The 21495-nt window shown below is 64.8% G+C and carries 8 protein-coding genes; 5 read left to right on the forward strand and 3 right to left on the reverse strand.

The genetic code is table 11. From position 1 onward, the window contains the following. The first annotated feature begins 402 nt into the window (after nucleotides 1–402). From F6B93_RS01425 to F6B93_RS01435, 3 genes are all read left to right on the forward strand, one after another. Complete coding sequence (locus F6B93_RS01425; protein ID WP_211697394.1) at nucleotides 403–1926, forward strand: DUF7159 family protein; 1524 nt, start codon at nucleotides 403–405, stop codon at nucleotides 1924–1926. Nucleotides 1927–1961: 35 nt separating this feature from the next. Then, nucleotides 1962–5225, forward strand: coding sequence for an MMPL/RND family transporter (locus F6B93_RS01430; protein WP_211697395.1), 3264 nt, complete (start codon nucleotides 1962–1964; stop codon nucleotides 5223–5225). A gap of 96 nt (nucleotides 5226–5321) precedes the next feature. Beyond that, a complete protein-coding gene (locus F6B93_RS01435) occupies nucleotides 5322–6674 on the forward strand; it encodes an FAD-binding oxidoreductase (RefSeq protein WP_211697396.1) in 1353 nt (450 codons plus the stop codon). Here F6B93_RS01435 and F6B93_RS01440 read toward each other — a convergent pair. After that, nucleotides 6644–7222, reverse strand: a complete 579-nt coding sequence (locus F6B93_RS01440) for a TetR/AcrR family transcriptional regulator (RefSeq protein ID WP_211697397.1) — start codon at nucleotides 7220–7222, stop codon at nucleotides 6644–6646. The genes F6B93_RS01435 and F6B93_RS01440 overlap by 31 nt on opposite strands. A gap of 261 nt (nucleotides 7223–7483) precedes the next feature. Between F6B93_RS01440 and F6B93_RS01445 the strand changes: the two genes are divergently transcribed. Next, entirely contained in the window at nucleotides 7484–8401 is a 918-nt protein-coding gene (locus F6B93_RS01445) for an acyl-CoA thioesterase (protein WP_211697398.1), read from the forward strand. Nucleotides 8402–8406: 5 nt separating this feature from the next. Then, nucleotides 8407–9327 carry an LLM class F420-dependent oxidoreductase gene (locus F6B93_RS01450; RefSeq protein ID WP_211697399.1) on the forward strand — a complete coding sequence of 307 codons (921 nt, stop codon included), beginning with the start codon at nucleotides 8407–8409 and terminating at the stop codon, nucleotides 9325–9327. Here F6B93_RS01450 and F6B93_RS01455 read toward each other — a convergent pair. After that, a complete protein-coding gene (locus tag F6B93_RS01455; RefSeq protein WP_211697400.1) occupies nucleotides 9324–10184 on the reverse strand; it encodes a class I SAM-dependent methyltransferase in 861 nt (286 codons plus the stop codon). The genes F6B93_RS01450 and F6B93_RS01455 overlap by 4 nt on opposite strands. A gap of 31 nt (nucleotides 10185–10215) precedes the next feature. Next, nucleotides 10216–21408, reverse strand: coding sequence for a type I polyketide synthase (locus F6B93_RS01460; RefSeq protein WP_211697401.1), 11193 nt, complete (start codon nucleotides 21406–21408; stop codon nucleotides 10216–10218). Between the last annotated feature and the right edge of the window lie 87 nt (nucleotides 21409–21495).

Genomic DNA, 21495 nt, shown 5'->3' on the forward strand with positions numbered 1-21495 from the left:
ATTCGTCTTCCATCCGTCTCAGAGGCGCCGAACGCCGGTGGTCGGGGCCTCTGAGACGGATGGAACCCAGTGCGGGCAATTCTGGCCACCAGCTAAGCCTGCCAGCTGAGCCCACCAGCTGAGCGAGTAACCGGGATCACCGCGCGGTCCGGACGTTCGCCGGATTGCTGGGAGACGTGTAGCCTTTCACTAGTCACTTTGTCCCCAATTTTCACAAAAGTAAACACGCGTCACAGCTGGCGGCTCAAGAGCCAGCTCGTGGGGCCGCCACTCCGCGCGAAACCGGTGCAGACTCGGTCCGCAGATGAGAGAGTGGGTGGCAATTAGGGACAAAGCTAGGAATGACTCGCGGGGGGTGAGTCAGATCACACCCTATGTAGCAGCGCGGAGGGGAGATTCTTGGTGCAGCTGACACTAGGCCTGGCGATGTCCGTGAAGTCGGTCCGGTTTCTGCTGGTAGAAGGCCCAGATGGATCCGGTGCGACGTTGGAGCACGACGAGTTTGAGGTAAGCCGTGCCGGCGGGGTTTCGGCGCCCAGCATCTCCGAGCACGTGGTTTCGGTTGTTCTCGGCACCCAGGCGATAGCTGTGGCCCGAGGCCACACCCTGGCGCGGGTCGGGGTCACCTGGACAGAGGATCTCGACACCGAAGCGTCGCTGGCTTTGGAATCGCTCGCCAACCTGGGGATCAGCAACATCGTCTCGGTGTCAATGATCGACGCGGCCGAGGCATTTGCCGGCAAGCTCGCGGAGTCCTCGGGCAGCCGTCGCCCGGCGGTGTTTGTCGTGGAGTCGGATTCGGCGATCGCTACCGCCGCCACTACGAGCGACAGCGGTGCCGTTTTGCACATGATCAGCCAGGTGTACCGGGGCCGGTTCACGCTCGGGGAGGCGCCGAAAAGCCTTGCGGTGTCAATGTTTTCGCACCTACCGGACGAACCTGACGTGGTGTTTGTGGCTGGGGCCGATGGTGACGTGGACGAGGTCGTCACCCAACTCGACGAAGTATCCGAGCTTGCGGTGGTGGCGCCCGCAGAGGCCGGCTTCGCTCTTGCGCGAGGTGCCGCCATCGCCGCGACGTGTCCAACCGCCGCAAGGGTGTCTCCGGACAGCGACACTGCCCAGGCGACAACGCGGGAGGACGCGACCCTGCCTGTGCCCGATGACGGGCCCACGCAGCCCCTGTTATTCGTTCCGCGCACAGCGAGATTGGCGTCGTTGGATGACGGCTCGGAGATCGAGCGGGAGCCCGCGTTTGTGCTGCCATTTCGGAATCGGCGGGCACTCACCTCGGCGCACGCCCTCAGCGCCGTGCTCATCGGGGCGGTCGTGACCTTTCTGGTATCGACAACGCTCGCCTTTACCAACTCGGCTGCCCCCAGCCTTTCTCCGCCCGACCAGCCCGGGTCCGGGGAAAGTCGGCTGGCGGCAAGCTCGGCTAATCCGCCGGCGCCGATCGCCCGGCCCAGCACGGTCGCCACGGCGGGGCAGCCTGGCGCCCATACCGGGCAGCCGTTGGTTATTCCTGGTCTGAACGGATTTTCGCCGGGCGCAACGGCATCCACGCCACCTGTATCGGTGCCGCCAGCGCCCGCCTCCATGCCCCGCGGTGTAGTGGAAGAGAGCTATACGACGTCGCCTGCCCCTGCGGCGCGATCCGCAACCCCGGTCGCTCGCAATCCGCAGGTGGCACCGGACGTCGTCGCAATGCTGCGGAGTTTGTTCGATGGAGCGGCCCCAAACCCGAATGTCTTGGGGATTCCGAATGGGCCGCTGCCGCCACGTTCGCCATTTGATGGCGAAGTTGGTCCGGGTTCGCCGGTGGCACCCCTCACCGAGCCGTTAATGCTGGCGCTATCAGACCTTTCCAGAATTGAGATCCCCGATGCGAACCTCCGCGCGCCGGACCCGACCGGCACGCGATAGCGGCGACTGAGTATTCCCCACCATGAGGCGCGATCGTGACTCTCGTCAGTAGCCGCATTCTCGGTGTCGGTAGCCGCATTTTCGGTGGCGTTCGGCGCAGCCAGAGCGGTGCGCCGGTCGAAGAGCCGGTTGCGCCGGCTCAGGTGGTAGCGACCAGTAGCCGTGAGGAGTCCTCGCGCGTCGGATGGGCCGACACCGTCGGGTTTCGCCGGTTAGCCGAGCTTGCAGTGTGCCGGCCGGCAACAATCATTGGCTTCTGGATCGTTGTCTCGGCGGTGCTGATGCTGACGCTTCCGTCGCTGCGACAGATGGGCAACTCCAATCTCGTGGCGCCGCTGCCATCGGACGTGCCATCCAAGGTGGCCGCGCAGGCAATGGCCAATGCCTATGGCGAGTCGGGATCTTCGAACCTTCTCTTGGTGGTCCTGACCGACGATCGGGGCCTGAGCCCCGGCGACGAGGCGGTCTACCGGAAGATCGTCGACACGTTGTCCGCCGACAAGCACTCTGTGGTGGCGTTGCAGGACTTCGTGACAAAGCCGGACATGCGCGACTTAATGACCAGCGCCGACAACAAAGCGTGGATATTGCCGGTCAGCCTCGCCGGTGATCCGGGTACGCCTGCAGCTGGTGGCATCTATAAGCACGTCGTCTCGACCGTCAAGGCCGCCCTAGCTGACACCTCGGATACCGGGGATACCTCGCTCACCGTGAACTTCGCCGGCCCCGCCGCAACCGCCAGCGAGATGGCAACCCACGGAGAGCACGAAGTGCACGTGATCGGAATCACGTCCGCGATAGTCGTGCTGGCTGTCCTGTTGATCGTCTACCGCAATCTGGTAACCGTCTTGTTGTCCCTGGCCACGATTGGCATCTCGAACGTGGTGGCGCATCGAAGCGTTGCCGGTCTTGCTGAGCTCGGGTTGGTCGTGTCCAGCCGAACCCTCATGTTCATGACCGTGATCATGATGGGTGCCGCCACGGGGTATGCGGTTTTGCTTACCAACAGCTACCACGAGTACCTGAAGGCCGGGTCGTCGTCTGACGACGCGGTGCGGCGCGCGCTCACCAGCACGGGCAAGGTGTTGGCGGCCTGGGCGGCGACTTTAGGTGTCACGTTCGTGGCCATGAGATTCGCCCGGCTAGGCGTGTTCTCCAACGTCGGGCTCGCGCTCGCAGTCACCGTGGCGGTTGGTTTTCTGGTGACGATCACCCTGCTGCCGGCCCTGCTCTGCCTGGCGGGCAGGCGCGGCTGGGTCGCACCGAGCCGGGACCGTACCGGCCAGCTCTGGCGCCGTTCGGCGGTCAATGTCGTGCGGCGCCCCGTTCGCCATCTGGTGCCGAGTTTGGTCGTCCTGGCTGCGTTGGCGGCCGGCACCATTTTCCTTCGGCCCGACCATGACGACCGCAACATGCTCCCGTCCAGCTCCGAGAGCAATCGTGGATACGCCACATTGGATCAGCACTTTCCGGCGAATTCGGCGATCCCCCAATACCTTTTGGTGCGCTCGCCCCATGATCTTCGGACGGCGCGTTCGCTCGCGGACCTGGAGCTCATGGCCCGGCGGGTGAGCCAGGTACCCGACGTGAGTTCGGTTCGCGGCCTGACAAGGCCCACCGGGCAGCCACTCGAACGGGCCAAGGTTTCCTATCAGGCCGGCCGGATCGGCACGCAGTTGTCGGGCGCGGCCGACCACATCGCGGACACTGACGGCCAGCTCGACTCGCTCAGCCAGGGTTCGCGGGTGCTCGCGGACACGCTCGCGAATATCAGTGCCACCGCCGACAAATCATTAGGGATGGTCGGCGCTCTCGTCGATGCGGCGGCCGACCTGGCCGAACAAATCGATAGCGCAAAAACGCTCGAACTTATCGATGCTGCGCTGGCGCTGGGGAATAATCTGCACCTGATTGGCGACATGTTGGGCGTGAGCCTGGCCGACCAACGCGGCTTTTTCGACGTGCTGGTGCCGGTGGTGGATGGCCTCAATGCCAGTCCGCTGTGCAACGTCAACGCGTCGTGCTCGGCGACCAGAGCGTACCTGGTCGGGCTGGTCCGTGCGCGCGACGACGGCACGTTCGCCACGATCAGCGATTTTGGCAGCAAATTGAAGGCAGTCCACCTTGACGGCAATCTCGATCAGGCGGTGCGCAAGCTTCAGGAGTTCGTGCGTACCGCTATCGAAGCCGTGCGGTCGTTGGGTATCCACGGGACGGCCGAATTGCGTCGGCAAATCGATACCTGGCTCACGGCCGCCACCGGTCTCGCACACGGATCCAACGAACTGGCTGAAGGCGTTCAAGCGCTCGTCGAGCGAACCAGGACCATGGGCGTCGGCCTCGATCAAGCAGGAGAGATCCTGAGCCTGATCAAGAGCGACGCCTCGCAACCATCGATGGCGGGCTTCTTTATCCCGCAGCAAGCCTTGTCCTCTCCCGATTTCAAGAAGGTCGCCGCGGCGACGGTGTCGCAGGACGGCCACGTGGTCCGCTATGTGGTGCAATCGGAACTAAGCCCATTCAGCACGGCCGCCATGGCTCAGGTAGATGCGATCCAGAATGCGGCCCGCAGCGCGCAACCGAACACCACCTTGGCAGACGCAACCATCTCGATTGCCGGCCTGCCGGTGGTGAATCGCGACGTGCACGACTATTCGGGCAATAGCCTCAGATACGCAGGCATCGCGATGATCGTTGTGGTGCTGGCGTTCCTGATCATGCTGCTGCGCGCTGTCGTCGCGCCCTTGTACCTGCTCGGATCGGCAATCGTCGCCTACCTGGCGGCCCTCGGAATCGGGGTCGTAGTGTTCCAACTCGCGTTGCACCAACCGCTTTCGTGGACCGTGCCGGGCGCTGCCTTCCTGGTGATGGTCGCTTTGGGTGCCAATTACAACGTGCTGCTGACGTCGCGCATCCATGACCGATTCCCACATGCGATCCGTTCCGGTGTCATTCGCTCGGCGACCTCGACGGGAGGAGCGATCGCCGCCGCGGGCGTGATCTTCGCGGCATCGATGTTCAGTCTGTTGTTCAGCAGCATGACCGCCGTGGCTCAGGTCGGATTCGTCGTCGGAGTCGGATTGCTGCTCGACACCTTCCTAGTACGGACGGTCACCGTTCCAGCGGTCTCCGCACTGGTCGGCCGGGTCAACTGGTGGCCGTCCGGGGCGCTGGCCGCACTCCGACGCAGGCGAGCCATCCGTGAAGCGGTCACGGCTGTGGTGTATCGGGGCGAGTTGTTGCGGCCGGAAGACATCCGGCCCGTGTTCAGTCGGTCATGGCGCCGAGCCGACGATTGAAGCTCAGGCCGTTGTTCTGGCTGCGGTGCGGCACACCATGCCTATGACCATGCCAATGACACGGACACTTTCCGTGTCCGCTGATACATCGACGCCATGAGCGTGAGCGTTCCGCAGGGCCTGGCGACCGTCGTGGGGTCGAGCCACGTCATCACCGACCCGGACATCCTGGCGGGCTGTAGCACCGACCACACTGGCCGATATCGGGGCCGGGCTAGCGCCCTTGTGCGGCCGGGTTCGGCCGACCAGGTCGCCGCCGTGTTGCGGCTGTGCCGCGACGCGGGAGCCCACGTGACCGTGCAGGGCGGCCGTACATCTTTGGTGGCGGGCACCGTTCCCGAGAACGACGACGTGCTGCTGTCTACCGAGCGCCTCTGCGCCGTGGGTGATGTGGACACCGTCGAGCGGCGCATCGGGGTTGGTGCCGGAGCCACTCTGGCGGCGGTCCAGCGCGCGGCGACCTTTGCCGGCCTGGTGTTCGGTGTGGACCTGTCGGCTCGCGACACCGCGACGGTCGGCGGCATGGCCTCGACGAACGCTGGCGGCCTTCGCACGGTCCGCTACGGAAATATGAGTGAACAAATCGTCGGCCTGGACGTGGCGCTGCCCGACGGATCTGTGCTGCGCCGGCACAGCCTGGTGCGCCACGACAATAGCGGCTACGACCTGCCGGCGTTGTTCGTCGGTGCCGAGGGCACGCTCGGGGTTATCACCGCAGTAGATCTGCGCCTATACCCAGCGGCGTCGCACCGGGTGACGGCAGTCTGTGGATTCGACGATCTCGAGGCGCTTGTCGATGCCGGGCGGGTGTTGCGGGACGTTGAGGGTATAGCTGCGCTGGAGTTGATCGACGGGCGGGCGGTGGCGCTGTCCGCGGAGCATCTCGGGGTGGGCGCCCCGGTGGCGGGTGACTGGCTGCTCTTGGTGGAGCTGGCGGCCGACTGGGACCAGGTCGGTCGACTCGGCGACCTGCTCGCGGGCGTGGCGCTGCGTGGGTCACCCGCGGTGGGCATCGATGTTGCTGCACGACAACGGTTGTGGCGTACTCGCGAATCCCTCGCCGAGGTGCTGGGCGTGTACGGTCCACCGCTGAAGTTCGACGTTTCGCTGCCCTTGTCTGCGATCGGAGGATTCGCCCGGGACGCGGTTGCGTTGGTCCGCGGACTCGTCGACGACGCGCTTCCGGTGTTGTTCGGCCATGTCGGTGAGGGCAACCTGCACCTCAACGTGCTGCGCTGCCCGCTCGATGCCGAGCCGGTTCTCTACACGGCGATGATGGATCTGATCGCCGGGAGCGGCGGCAACGTTAGCTCTGAACATGGGGTGGGCAGCCGCAAGCGCCCCTATCTCGGCATGTCCCGGGAGGCCGCAGACATCGCGACAATGCGAACGATCAAGGCGGCGTTGGACCCGACGGGTTACCTCAATGCCGCGGTATTGTTCGACTGAACTGGTGGCAGGGCGTCCACCGGCATCTTGATCCCGACGGCGTGGCGCAGCTGCGCAAGGAACTGATCGGCGTCGTCGCTTCGGACCAGATAGTGCGATACCGCGATCCGGATCACCGTTGCCGCTTTCACCGCGGCGTTGGGTCCCGGAAGGAGCCGTTGGAGACCCGCTCGCATCTCCGGAATGGCGCCGGCGACCTGCGTGAGGACGTGTTCGGGCTCGACATCGACCATGCGCACTCCGGAGTAGGAATGCTGGTAGTCAACGATGAATCGAAGGGCGGCGTCGAGCTTGTCCGTACCTTTCAATCCTGCTGTGGCCCTGGCCAAACCGCGTTCGAATACCTGCCGCTCGTAGTGCGAGAAGGCGGACAGCAAGTCGTCTTTGGACGCGAACCAGCGGTAGAGCGTGGGGCGTGAGACCCCGGCCTCGGCGGCGACCTCGGAAAGACTGAGTTTGGTTTGGCCGTTGCGACCCAGAACCTGGGCGGTTGCGGTCAGAATCCGCTGGCGAGTCGACGTGTCGGCCGTATCCGCCGGGGAACTCATCACTGCCTTCTCGCCGGCCGGTGTGCCCGGGCCGAGGGCTTGGTCGCGACCAGCGCGGCCCGCCGCGTCTGGATCATCCGGTCATGCCTCGACACAACACCGGACCCTTGCCAAACACCGGACCTTTACAAAACACGGGAAAAGTGTCATGTACGTCGGGTGCCGCTGTCAACGCGACCGGCACTGGGGGCTCCCTTTACAAACCGTGCCCGAAGTATCACGCTGTGCCGTGAGCTGCTACCGCGACCTGCCGGTCAATGGATGGCGAGAGGTGGGCTGATTGTGACGACAGATTCGGAAGAATCGGGTCAGGCCGAGTGGTCCTTAGCCGGCTTGCTCGAGCTCTTCGACCTGCGGGCCGCTGGTCCCGACCGGTTCACTGGCGACACTGCTGCCAACGGAGCGGGTCACGACGGCCGGCAGGTGGTAGAAGGCACCCAGCTAGTGGCGCAGGCGATCGTCGCTGCAGCGAAACGATTTCCCGACAAGTCGGTTCGGTCGATACACGGCGTGTTCTCCCGCGCCGTGACTGTCGGCCCACCCGTTGAGCTCGTCATCGACGTTGTGCACGAGGGTCGGTCCACCGCTACCGCGATCGTGGCCGCGCACCAGAATGGCCGACGTTGCCTGAACGTGACGGTGCTCTCCGATGTCCCGACCGCCGATGTGATTCGCCACCATCTGCCCCGGCCCGAGGTGGCCGCCCCGGCCGATGCCAACCACTGCGGGATGGGAATGTCTGGCCGCGAACTGCGGCTCGTCGACGTTGTCGACGTCAACAGCCCCGATGAGGTTGGGCCGCCGGAGCTTTACGCTTGGGTGCGCTACGCCCCAATCCCCACGCGTGACGACCTCGCCAAAGCACTCGTCGCGTACTTCACCGGCCATCTCGGGATTGCCACCACGATGCGCGCGCACCCGGGTATCGGTACCAGCCAGGCTCACCGCACCGTGTCCACCGCGCCGATGACGATCTCGGTGGCCTTTCACGAGCCGGTGCGCTGGAACGGCTGGTTGCTGTACGCGCACGAGAGCACCCACGTAGGCGCGGGGATGTCGTATGTCCGGGGCACAGTGCACACCGAAGAAGGAGAGCTGGTCGCGTCTTTTGCCCAGGAAGCCTTGATCCGGCCCATGCGCACCAGCGACACGTCGATCGATTCCCGGTCTCGCCTGTAACCGCTATGCGCTTCACCATTACCTACCCGATGCACAGTCATCCCTACAACCCGGAACTGCTCAGCGGGGACAGCATCGCGAAGGTGGCCGCGGCCGCCGAAGCGGCTGGGTTTCATGGCTTCGGCTTCACCGACCATCCGGCCCCATCGCACCGATGGCTGCAGACCGGCGGGCACGACGCCGTCGATCCTTTTGCGGCCTTGGGTTTCGCCGCGGCTCGGACCACGACTCTGCATTTGATTCCCAACGTCGTCGTGCTGCCGTATCGAAACCCGTTCCTGGTGGCCAAGTCTGCGGCCACGTTGGACCTCTTGTCCGGCGGCCGTTTTATCCTCGCGGTGGGTGTGGGCTATCTCAAACGCGAATTCGCGGCATTGGGCGTGGATTTTGACGAACGCGCCGAACTGTTCGAGGAAGCACTGCAGCTGATCCGCAGGGTGTGGACCGCCGATGACATCTCTTTCGAGGGTCGGCATTTCAGCGCCAACGGAATCACCGTGCATCCCCAGCCCGGCACTGCGTCGAGGCCGCCGATATGGATCGGCGGCAATACGGGTGCTGCCCGCCGGCGAGTGGCGAGATACGGTGACGGCTGGTGTCCGTTCCCGGCACCCGCACAGTTGGCCCAGGCTGCTGGCACGGCAGCGATCGACTCGATGGATCGACTCGGCGAGGGCATCGACGACCTGCGGCGTCAATGTGACGCGGTCGGGCGGGATTGGTCGGGAATCGACATCACGTTCACCAACCTCGAGGGCGGTCGCCTCGCCGGCGACGACTTCAATGCGGATGCCTACCTGCTTGGCCTGGAAGAACTTACGGCACTCGGAGTGACCTGGGTGCATGTTGGGCTACCCGGCGACAGTTTGGCGCATGTCCTCGACAGCATCGAGCGATTCCGACATCTTGTCATCGATGCGATCTAAACAGCGGGCACGTGAGATCTGACTATTCGGTACTCCCAGGTGCGCGCCCGCAGCTGCTCGTACATCGAAGACCCGGGTAGTGCAAGAAAGTTGGCGACGCGAGGACTCCCGTCGCCGAAGACTCGATCCCAACTATCGCTGGCTTGATCGCGGGCTGCCAATACGTTGGCGGTGATATCGCGGTCGCATTCGGTTATGAAACCCAGTGCCTTCAAACGCATTCGGACGTGGTCCCAGTCCTCAACGCCAAGTAGATCCGAATGCAAGAACCAGGCACCGGGACGACTGATCCTCCGGACTTCATCCAGGAATCGGGTCAGATTGCTATATGAGTGCGAGGACTCCAGATTAATGATGACATCGCAGGATGCATCGTCCAGCGGAATATTCAATGCGTCGCCCACCATGAAGTGGGCCGACGGGTTGAGGTGTGTCTTGCGGCAGAATGCGATCGCCTCTGACGACATGTCAACGCCGGTCACGTGCGCCTTGAAATTATCCGCGACAAGTGCGGCAGTGCCTCCGCGGCCGCATCCGATATCCACGATTGTGCGGCCATTGAGGTCAAGCGAGCCGATAACTTCGAACACCAACCGGACCGAGTCGGCATTGAAGGTGCCGTCACGAATAGTGAACGAAGATTCATTGTTGGAATCCGTCGGAACGTAGCCGTAATTCAAGAAAAACGATACCGGGGCCAATCCGGCGGTCTCCAGGCGACGGCTAAGCAAGTCGTAGAAGGTGTGCCACTCACCGGCGGACGTGGACATCAGGTCGTCGGCCAGGTGCGCCGACAGCGCATCTGCTGAATTACTCGACGATTCAGCGTGCACCGAAGGGTCGCTCGGGTAGTCCATTGGTGTTGACCTCAATCGAATTACGTATCGATCATTCTGTGGGCTCGGGCGCTCCACCGGATTCCGTTGCGCTCGATTCTGCGCTCGACTCGGTGCTCGATCCGGGGTTCGATTGTGAGGCCGACTCCGGCACCTGTCCGGCGAGGTACTCGGCCAGCGAGCCGATAGTGGGATAGTCGAACACCGCGGTAGCGCTGATCGTGAACGCGCCACCGAACTGGCCGAACAACCGGTTGCGGAGTTCGACCGCCATCAGCGAATCCGTACCCAGATCGAGGAACCGGCTGGTTGCGGGCGGCGGTTGCGCGAGCCGCAGGAAACTCTGCACCTCCTGCTGGAGGAATTCGGTCAGGAAACTGGCGCGCTGCGCCTCGGGCACCTCGTGCAGTTTCCGGAGCAGCTCACTGTCGCCGGATGCCGCCGCGACAGCGCTTGGCAACACGTGGTCGAGAATCGCTGGGCGAGAACCGCCTAGCGCCTTCGCGGCACGCTGCCAATTCGCTTTGATCACGGTCGCCTGGCCGGTTCCGTGAGCGAGTACCTCGGTGAGCGCGTTGAGGGCGGCGGTGGGTTCCAGCGGAACCAGGCCTTGGGCTCCGAGATTGGCCTGCGCGGCGTGCGAGGTGGCCATGCCGCCCTTGGCCCAGGGGCCGAAGTTGACGCTGGTCGCGGGGAGGCCACGCGCCTTGCGGTAGGCAACTAGCCCGTCAAGTAGTGCGTTGGCCGTCGCGTAGTTGGCCTGGCCGGGTGAGCCGAGCACGCTCGAGGCCGACGAGTACATGATGAAGAACTCAAGGTCGTCATCCTTCGTCAACCGATGTAGGTGGAAGGCGCCCAACGCTTTTGGCAGCAGAGTCGTGCGGAAACGTGCCGGATTCTGCTGTGGTAGCAGCGCATCGTCGAGCACACCTGCCAGGTGCGCCACCCCCGCGAGCGGTGGCAACTCCGCCCTGATCAGCTCCAACAACTCTGCGACCTGGGTCTCGTCGCCGACGTCGGACGCGAACGTGTGAATCCGACACCGGTAGCGCTCCATGATGTTGGCGATTGCCCGTTGTGCGTCGGCGTCGGGCGTGCTGCGACTGGCCAATACGATGTCACTTGCCCCGAGCTGGGCCAGATGCGACGCCGTGTGCAGGCCTAGCGCACCGAGACCGCCGGTGATCAGATAGCTCCGATTGTCGTGCGGCTGTAGCGGATTCGGCATCTGCAGCACGATCTTGCCGATGTGGCGGGCCTGCTGCATGCGTCGGAACGCGGTCTTGGCTTCCGTGAGCGGATAGATCTCGACGGGTAGCGGCGCTATCTCACCGGTGGCCAGCCAGTCCGACACGTCAGCAAGCAATCCCCGGATACGCTCCGGGTCTTGGACCATGGTCACGTCGAGCGCGACGATTTCGTAGGCGATATCGGGACGCGCTGCCGCCATCTGCGCATGCGTCCAAATATCCCGCTTGGCGATCTCAGCGAACCGGCCGCCTTGTGCCGTCGCCCGCACAGTCGCGGCGACGAAGCCCTCGTTCGTCAGGCTGTTGAGTACCACGTCAACGCCGGCACCGTCGGTGTCCGCAAGGATCTGATCCGCGAAGTCGGTGCTGCGCGAGTCGTAGACATATTCCACACCCATCTCGCGCAGCGTCGCCCGTTTGTAGGTGCTGGCGGTGGCAAAAACGATCGCACCGCGTTGGCGCGCCAACTGGACCGCGGCCAGTCCGACGCCGCCACTGGCGGCGTGGACAAGCACCCGGTCGCCGGGCTGCAGCTGTGCCCAGTCGAACGCGAGCCGTGCCGTCAGTGCGGCGGCGGGTATGCTCGTCGCGGCTACGGCGCTGAGATCTTTCGGTGCCCGTGCTAGCAACTGCGACGGCACATTCACCCGGCTCGCGAACGCCCCAGGAGTAAAACCGAAGACGCGCTGACCAACCTCGAATCCGGTGATGCCGGGCCCTAGTTCCGTCACTATGCCGCAGAGGTCGCCGCCGATCGGCCCAGGGTCACCGGGATATAGGCCGAGCACGTTGAGCACATCGCGGAAGTTGAGACCGGCGGCCTCTACCCGGACCTGCACCTCATTGGCGACCGGCGGTGATACTTCCGACTCGGTCAACCGAAGGTTGTCGATCGCACCGCGCTCGGTCGGTGCCAACACATAGTCAGGTGCGCGGGGCACTGCGAGGTGCCCGCTGCGTGCCCATGGCAAGAGCCGCGATACGAGGAACTTGCCTTGTCGCAGCGCAAGTTCGGGTTCCTGCACGCCTGGGCCGGCGGTTCCGGGTGCGCTGGGTATGCCGAGCAGGCCGGCCAGGCACGGCACGGTGCCGTCGGACCCGTCGTGATCTACCAATCGACACCTCAGGGTCGGCTGCTCGGCGATGATCGAGCGGCCGAGCCCCCAGAGCGCCGCCTGCACCGGGTCGACCGGCTCGCCGGGCTCGGTCGCCACGGCGTGTTCGGTGATGAGCCATAGCCCACCGGGGAGCTTCACCGCGTCCTCAGTGAGCAGGGCTTGCGTGGCGCTGAGCAGGTTGGCGGTCTCAGTCTGTAGGCGCGCGGCGAATTCGGCGCTCGATTCTTCTGCGCTTGGGTGTCCGGCGCTGCGCCAGACGATGCCGGAGACCGGCGCACCGCGCTCGTGCGCTTCAGCGAACATCTGCTGCCAATGCGCCGGATCCATTGGATCCAAGTGCTCAGGGAACCGGAGGCCATGTGGCAGCTGGGCCGCTAGCTCGTCGAATCCGGCGATCAGCCAGGTGGCATTCGTGCTTTCAGCAGCCGCGGAATCGGCGGTTGCGGCCGGCGGCGGCACCTCATGCCAGCCAAGGGCATACAGCAGCCGGGTTGCATCGCCGCCGAGCCCACGCAGCAACGCTTCCCGGGGCGCGCGCTTCACCGTGAACTCGCGAATGGCGCCCAGGTGGTGACCATCGGGATCCACGAAGTCGAGATCGAACACTTGGGTTTCGCTGTCGATGCCGCCAGCCTGCCATCGTGCACGGCAGGAGAAACGCCGTGGCATCGGGCCTCGTAGCTCCACCTGCCCGTACCGCAGGGGCAAGAACAGGTCTGCCACTGCCCCTGCGTGTTCGGTCGCCGCGACAACCGCGGGGAAGGCCGGGAAGGCGATTCCGGTGCACAGGTCCAGCAGCACTGGGTGGATGGGCTCGCTTCCGAGCTGTTCGGCGAGTTCGTCGCCGACGACAATGTCGCCGACTGCCTCACCGTCACCGACCCATAGTGACTTCAGCGAAGTGGACCAGGTAGGTCCCCACGTCAGCTCCATATCAGCGAAGGTTTCGAACAGATGCGTCGTCTGCGTGCGGGTCAACCGCTCGCGTAGGGCGTCGATGGAATCCGCCGATGGTGGATCTTCGCCGGAATCGGTAGTGCCACTGATCACGGTGCCATCGGCGTTCAACGACCAGTCGGCATCGCGGACGCCGTACGGGCGGCTGTGTACTCGGAAGGTCCAGCCGCCGCCATCTTCGATCGGATGCAGCGCAAGTTGAACCTCGCGAGAATGCTTGTCGCCCAGAATGATCGGCTCGTAGAAGAAGACATCGCGCACTCGCGCCGGCGTTCCGACCGCGGCTAGGGCCATTGCGGCGTACGTTGCACCCGGAACGACAACCGTCCCGTAGATGACGTGATCGGACAGCCAAGGCTGCGATCGTATCGACAGCCTACTGGTGTAAACGGCATCGCCGGAGGCGAGATCCTTTGCACTACCCAAGATTCCGGACGCCGCAGTGCCTTCGACGGCGATTCCGGAAGTCTTCGGCCAGAAATGACGGCGCTGGAACGGATAGGTCGGCAGTTCCAGTCTGTGGCGTGGTTGCTGGTGTAGTGCAGAGAAGTGGGGGCGATGTCCGGAGACGTAGGCCGCGGCAAGTGCCTCGGCGATCTGTCGCCGGGCATCGGCGCCTTTGCGTAGGGAAACGATCGCGCGCGGCGCGGCCGTGTGTTCCGGCCAGACCTGCACGGCGGCCGCGGTCAGGACTGGTTGCGGCCCGATCTCCATCAGCACCGAGCATCCCAGTTCGGCCACGGTGCGCACGCTCTCGGCGAACTGTACCGGCTGGCGAGAATGGCGCCGCCAATACTGAGCGTTCAGCGGGGCGTCTGCCGCGACGACCGCGCCGGTGCGGTTGCAGACCAGCGGCCGGGTCGGGGTGGCGAACTGTAGTCGCGCTGCATAGGATTCGAATTCCCCGAGCACCGGTTCCAACAACTCCGAATGAAAGGCATGGCTCGTGTCCAGCCAGGTGCAGCGGATTCCGTTATCACCGCACGCCGCGACGATCTGCTCGAGATCGGATGCTGGACCCGACAGCGCCGTATTGGGACCGTTGTAGGCGGCGACCGAAACTCGCGGGAAGGTGTCGGCAACCTCCTTCACGTGCTCGGCGTCGGCGAACACCGCGACCATTCGGCCGCCCTCGGGAAGGCTGCCGAACAGCCGGCCACGCTCCGCCACGAGCCGTGCCCCGTCCTCGAGGCTGAACACGTCGGCCACACATGCCGCCGTGTATTGGCCCACGCTGTGCCCAAGCACGACGTCGGGCTCGATCCCCCACGACTGCCACAGCCTGGCCAGTCCCATCCCAACGGCGAACAGCGCGGGTTGAGCAAAAGAAGTGTGCCGCAGCGTTTCTGCGGCATCGTCGCCAGAGCCCCCATCCGTGGCGAACAGCACATCCAGCAACGGACGCGGCAGTATGGGGTCCGTCGCTTCTGCACACCGTGTCACGGTGTCGGCGAACACGGGTTCGGCGTCGAACAACTCGCGGGCCATCCCTGGGTACTGGCTGCCCTGCCCAGTGAACAACCACGCGGTCGCCGGCGGGTCAGCGCACTCGCCACGCACCATTCCAGGACGTAGCCGGTTCTCGCTGAACTCGGCCAGTAGGTTGCGAGTCTCCGCCACGGTGTCAGTGACAAGCGCTGCGCGGTGTTCGAAATGCGAACGCCCGACGCCGACCGTGAAGCACACGTCGGTGATATCGACCTTTGGGTGCGCTTCCAGCCAGGATCCGTAACGCTGCGCCAGCTCCACCAGCGCCTGCGGCGAGCGCGCCGACAGTGGCAACACACTGACCGGATCATCGCGCACGTCCGACTCCGTTGCTGCGGTGACGTCGGGCACGACGTCGGTTGCCGGGTACTCGTCGGCGGGAGTCGATTGTGCTGGCGCCTCCTCGATCAGCACGTGCGCGTTCGTGCCGGTGAACCCGAACGAACTCACTCCGGCACGCCGCGGTCGGCCGTTGGCCTGCCACGGGATTGCCTTGTCCACGACCCGCACCGGCAACGAGTCCCAGGGAATATGCGGCGACGGAGTCTCAAAGTGCAGGTTCTGCGGGAGAACTTCATGCTGCAACGACAACACGACCTTGATCAGCCCGGCGACCCCCGCGGCCGATTCGAGGTGCCCGATATTGGTCTTCACCGATCCGATCAGCAGCGGCCGGTCCGGCTCGCGGCCGCCACCATAGACGGCCGCGGCGGCCTGGACCTCGATCGGGTCACCCAGCGCCGTTCCGGTGCCGTGCGCCTCGAGGTAGTCAACGTCGCGACCGTCGACACCTGCACGAGCCAGCGTCGCGGAGATAAGCCGTTGCTGTGCACCACCATTGGGCACGGTCAAACCGCTGGAAGCCCCGTCTTGGTTGACGGCGCTACCACGGATCACCGCGCAGATCCGATGGCCGTCGCGTACCGCATCGCTCAGCCTCTTGAGTACGAGGATCCCGCATCCTTCGCTGCGAACGTAGCCGTCGGCCGCGGCGTCGAAGGTCTTGCATCGTCCGTCAGGAGACAGCATCCGTGCCCGCGAAGCGGCAACGATGGACGCCGGGCTCAATAGCACGTTCACCCCACCAGCCAGCGCCAGATCGCAGTCGCCAGCGTGCAATGCCTGGCAGGCTTGGTGGACGGCGACCAGCGAAGCACTGCAGGCGGTATCGACCGCCATCGCGGGTCCTTCGAGTCCGAGGGCGAACGCAACTCGACCGGCGATGGCATTGAGCGCATTGCCGGTGATGAAATGGGCTTCGATGCTCTCGACCGGGTCGGCGGACAGCAAGTGTGAATACTCGTTGGCCGCAACCCCCACAAAGATGCCGCTTCGGCTGCCGCGCAACCCCGCGGGGGAATACCCGGCGCGTTCCAGGCCTTCCCAGGCGATCTCGAGCATCAACCGCTGCTGCGGATCCATCCACACGGCCTCACGGGGGGAAATTCCGAAGAACTCCGGATCGAATCCGTCGATCCCGTCGAGGAATCCACCGCAGCGGCTGTAGATCTTGCCCGGCGTCTCTGGATCCGGGTCGTAATACTCGTCGACGTCGAAACGGTCATCCGGGATCTCGCGGATCGCATCGATACCACCGGACAGCACGTCCCAAAAACCATCGCAATCGGAAGAGCCCGGAAATCGGCAGGCAACCGAGACGATTGCGATCGGTTCATCGGTGGGCCGTTGGATTCCGGAGGCCGCTACCGCGGCCGGCCGCGCACCTGAGGCCGTCCCTGAACTGGCGGAAGCCTGTTCGCTGATGCCGAGGACGTCGACAAGCAGATACGTGGCCACGTCGGTGAGTCGCGGATAGTCCATGGCGAGGGTCGTCGGGAGCTCGCTACCCACGGCCTCCTCAACCCGGCGCCGCATTTCGACCGCCATCAGCGAATCCATGCCGAGGTCGAAGAATCCGGCCTCTTCGCGGATCTCCGCCCTATCGATTCGCGTCACTTCCGCCACAACGTCGCGCAGGTACTCCACGACGAGTTTCTTCCGCTGTTGGGCCGGAGCCAGGGTGAGCCGCTCAACCAATCGGGTGGTCTCGGGTCCTGCCGGTGCGGGCGCGGAGTCCGGCACCTCGCGCTCCAACTCCGCCAGAAATGCGCGTTTTCCCGCCTGCTGGTAGAGCGGTAGGAAGCGAGCCCAGTCGATCTGGGCCACAACACCCTGCGCCGCTTCGGGTGGTGCCCCGGGTGTCGCCGGAGCCGCCATGAGGTCGGCCATCCCCGCTAGTGCGTCGGCAGGCTTCAATGTCGTGACCCCGCGCCGATCTAGTTGCGCACGGGCTTCAGGGTCGGCCATGCCCGCCGACCACGGACCGAAGTTGACACTGATCCCAGGAACACCCTGCTCACGCAGGCGCCAGGACAATCCGTCGAGGAAGGCGTTGGCCGCGCTATAGGCGGTTTGGCCGAAGCTGCCCCACACCGCGGCGATCGACGAGGTGCTGAGGAAGAAGTCCAGCTGCATGTCCGCTGTTGCTTCGCTCACATGCCAAGCACCCCAAACCTTCCCAGCGAAGACTCGATCGACTTCGGCGTCGTCCAAGGTTCGCAGTGGGGTGTTGCCGATCTCGCCGGCGGCATGCACGACTCCCGCCAGCGGCGGTAGCTCGGATCCCACGGTTGCCATGAGCCGAGCGACATCGTGCGGGTCGGCGACATCGGCCCCGATCACCCGAAATTCGCAACCGGACTGGTCACGCATCGCGTCGATGCGCTGTTGGGTCACATCGCTGGGGGTGCGTCGGCTGGTCAGCACCAGGTGCCGGGCGCCGTGCGCGGCAAGATATCCGGCGATTTCCAGCCCGACCGCACCCAGCCCGCCGGTCACCAAATATGTTGCGTCATCACGCAATACCGGCGGTGTTGTGGCCGGTTGTCCGGCGCGTCTCGTCAGCCGCGCCACATAGATCGCGTCATCCCGCACCGCGACCTGGTCTTCCCTGCCGGATAAGTCTGGTGATGCTGCCAGCAGCTGATCGATCACGCGCGACCACTCGTCGGCGTCGCCTGCGGACAGATCTGCCAGTCCGCCCCACACGTGCGGATGCTCCAGCGAGGCAGCGCGACCGAACCCCCACAGGCAGCTCTGCACCGGCGACACGGTGTCTGAGTCGCTGACTCGTTGTGCACCACGGGTGACTAGCCAGATAGGCGTCCGCAGCTCGGCAGCGGTCGCAGCCCGGAAGAGGAGCCTGGTTCCTACCAAGACTCGATGCTGCATCCGCAGCAACGACCGCATCGATGTCTCACTGTCGTCGAGCGCCCCGAGGTACACGATGCGCAACGTCGATTCCTCTGCCACCGCGGCGCGCAACGCGACCTCGAGCCCGTTTTCATCTGTCTCGGATGTCGGCACTCCGATGATCTGGTGTCGGTCGCCCCGTGCGTTCAGCACGTCGACCACTGGCTCAATCACCTCGGCGCGATCACCGATCAGGAGCCAAGCAGACCGCTCGTCGGTATCTGCTTGTCTGGTGGTTGCCGCAGTGGCTTTCTCCCAACGAATCTCGTAACGGGCATCTGCCACCGACAGTGCGTCACGCTGTTGGTTGTGTTGCGCAGCAAGCTTTGTCAGCACGTCGAGGGTCTGCTGATTGGCGCCCGCTCCGTCAAGCAGCGCGGCGAGTTCCTCGATCTGGCCATCCTCGAGAAGGCGGACGGCTTCGGTAGGCGCGGCTGATGTCGGATGGGAGGTCTGGCTGGAGATCTGCGTGGGTGGGACCCGCTTCTCATGGAACCAGTACTGGCGATGCTGGAACGGGTAGGTCGGCAGGTCGAGCTGACGCACGGGCGGTTTCTGGAGGGCACCGAATTCGGGCACGTGGCCGACGATGTAGGCGTCGGCAAGGGCCTCGGTGATCTGGCGTTGGTCATCGGCGTTGCGACGCAGCGACGCGATCGCTCGTGGCGCGGTTGCCGGGTCAGGCCACGCCCGCAGGGCTGCGGCGCTGAGTACCGGTTGTGGACCGACCTCCAGCAATACCGCGCAACCGAGCTCCGCGAGCGTGTGCACGCTCTTGGCGAATTCGACCGGTTGCCGCGCATGGCGGCGCCAATAGGGACCATCCAGCGTCACGTTCCTGCCGAGGGCCGTGCCGGTGCGGTTGCACACCAAAATCCTTTGTGGCGATGCGAACTCGAGCCGGCTCGCATACGACTCGAATTCATCGAGCACAGGATCCAACAGCTCGGAGTGGAAGGCGTGGCTGGTATCCAGCCAGTCACACCGGACACCGTCGGCCATCAACCTGGCCACCGCCCGGTCCAGATCTTCGGCTGGCCCCGACAACACAGTATTGGCGCCGTTGTAGGCGGCCACCGACAGCCGGGGGAACTCGTCGGTGAGGGCCTCGACCCGCTCCGCGGCAGTGAACACCGCAACCATCCGACCGCCAGCGGGCAAACTACCGAAAAGGCGGCCACGCTCGGCGAGCAACAACGCTCCGTCTTCGAGACTGAACACACCGGCTACGCAGGCCGCCGAATACTGGCCGACGCTGTGGCCCAGCACCACATCAGGTTCGAGGCCCCACGATTGCCAGAGCCGGGCCAGGCCCATTTCCACGGCGAACAGGGCGGGCTGAGCGTAGCTGGTCTGGCGGAGAGTGGCTTCGCTATCCGGACTGTCCGTGTCGAAGATGACGTCCAACATGGGTCTTTCGAGCACGTCAGCGACACTCGCGGCGCACCGGGTCACCGCTTCGGCGAATATCGGCTCAGTCTCGAATAGCTGTCGGGCCATGCCCGCGAGCTGGCTGCCTTGACCCGGGAACAACCAGGCTGTCTTCGGCCTATCAGCGCATACTCCCCGCACCAAACCCGGTGCCGGGCGATCGTCGGCGAGCGCGCCGAGTAACTCCGTGGCCGATTCCGTCGACCGCACCACCAACGCTGCGCGGTGTTCGAGATGAGATCGCCCGACTCCGGCGGTGTGGCACACATCCGACAACCTCGTCTGCGGGTGTGCGCTCAACCAATTGCGGTATTGGTCAGCGAGCTGCGCCAACGCGGCCGGGCTGCGTGCCGACAGCGGCAATACGTGGAACTTTCGATCCTCGGGCTGCTCGAGCGGACCTGGCGCCGCGACAACCCGGTCTACCTCATCGGGCGCTTCCTCGACGATGAGGTGCGCGTTGGTTCCGGAGAACCCGAACGAACTGACTCCGGCAACGCGGCGCCGACCGTCGCGTTCCCAGGCTGTGGCCTCCTGCACGACGCGCACCGAAAATTGGTCCCACGGAATATGCGGTGACGGATTCGAAAAGTTCAGGTGCTTGGGCAAAACCTCATGTTCGAGCGACAGAATGACCTTGATCAGACCCGCAATCCCCGCCGCGGCTTCCAGATGCCCGATGTTCGTCTTCACCGATCCGATCAGCAGTGGGTGGCTTGAGTCGCGCCCGCCGGCGAGTACCGCGGCGGCTGCCTGGACCTCGATCGGATCGCCCAGGGATGTCCCGGTTCCGTGCGCCTCCAGGTACCCCACGTCGGTGGCCGCCAGGCCGGCGACTCCGAGAGCCTCGGTGATGACCCGTTGCTGGGCGATGCCGTTTGGGACCGTCAGACCCCCTGATGCGCCGTCCTGATTGACCGCGCTGCCCCGGATCACTGCCCGAATCCGGTCACCGTCACGGATCGCGTCATCAAGGCGCTTCACGACGACGACCCCGCAACCCTCGCCGCGTACGTAGCCGTCCGCGGCTGCGTCGAACGTCTTGCACCGACCGTCGGGAGCCAGCATTCGCGCCTGGGAAAAGGTGATCATGGTCCCTGGGCTGATCAGGACGTTCACGCCGCCGGCCAGCGCGAGGTCGCACTCTCCCAAACGCAGCGCTTGACATGCCTGATGGATTGCCACCAGTGACGAGCTGCACGCCGTATCGACCGTGACCGCTGGGCCCTGCAGCCCCAGCCGATAGCTGATCCGGCCCGCTCCTGCGGCAGCCGAGGTCCCAATAGCCATATATGGTTCGATATCGGCGTAGTCCAGCTCATCCGACATCATTCCGAGGTAGTCATGCGTCCCGAGGCCCACGTACACGCCGGTCTGGGTGTTCTCCAAGGCCATCGGCGCTGTCCCTGAATGCTCCAGCGCCTGCCACGCCGTTTCGAGCAACAGCCGATGCTGTGGATCCATCAACATGACCTCGCGGGTCGAAACCCCGAAAAAAGGCGCGTCGAACCCTGCTATGTCATCGATGAACCCCGCCCGGCGGGTGACGATCTTTCCCGGTGCCCCGGGCGTCGGGTCGAAGAACTCCGTGACATCCCAACGGTCCTCGGGGACCTCCGACACCGCATCCCGCCCCTGGCGCAGCACCTCCCAGAACTCGTCCGCATTTGCCGCACCTGGGAAACGCGCCGCATAGCCGACGATCGCAAAACCCGATGCCGGCTCCACCAGTTCTTCGGCGGTTGCCATGCGGTTGTCCTCTCTGCCTCTGCCAGCGAAGATTCGATCCTGCGGGCCTTGCCCGGTTGCCCAGCCGAAGCACCCTGCCGCTGGCAA

The sequence above is a fragment of the Mycobacterium spongiae genome (assembly GCF_018278905.1).
GTDB classification, from domain to species: domain Bacteria; phylum Actinomycetota; class Actinomycetes; order Mycobacteriales; family Mycobacteriaceae; genus Mycobacterium; species Mycobacterium spongiae.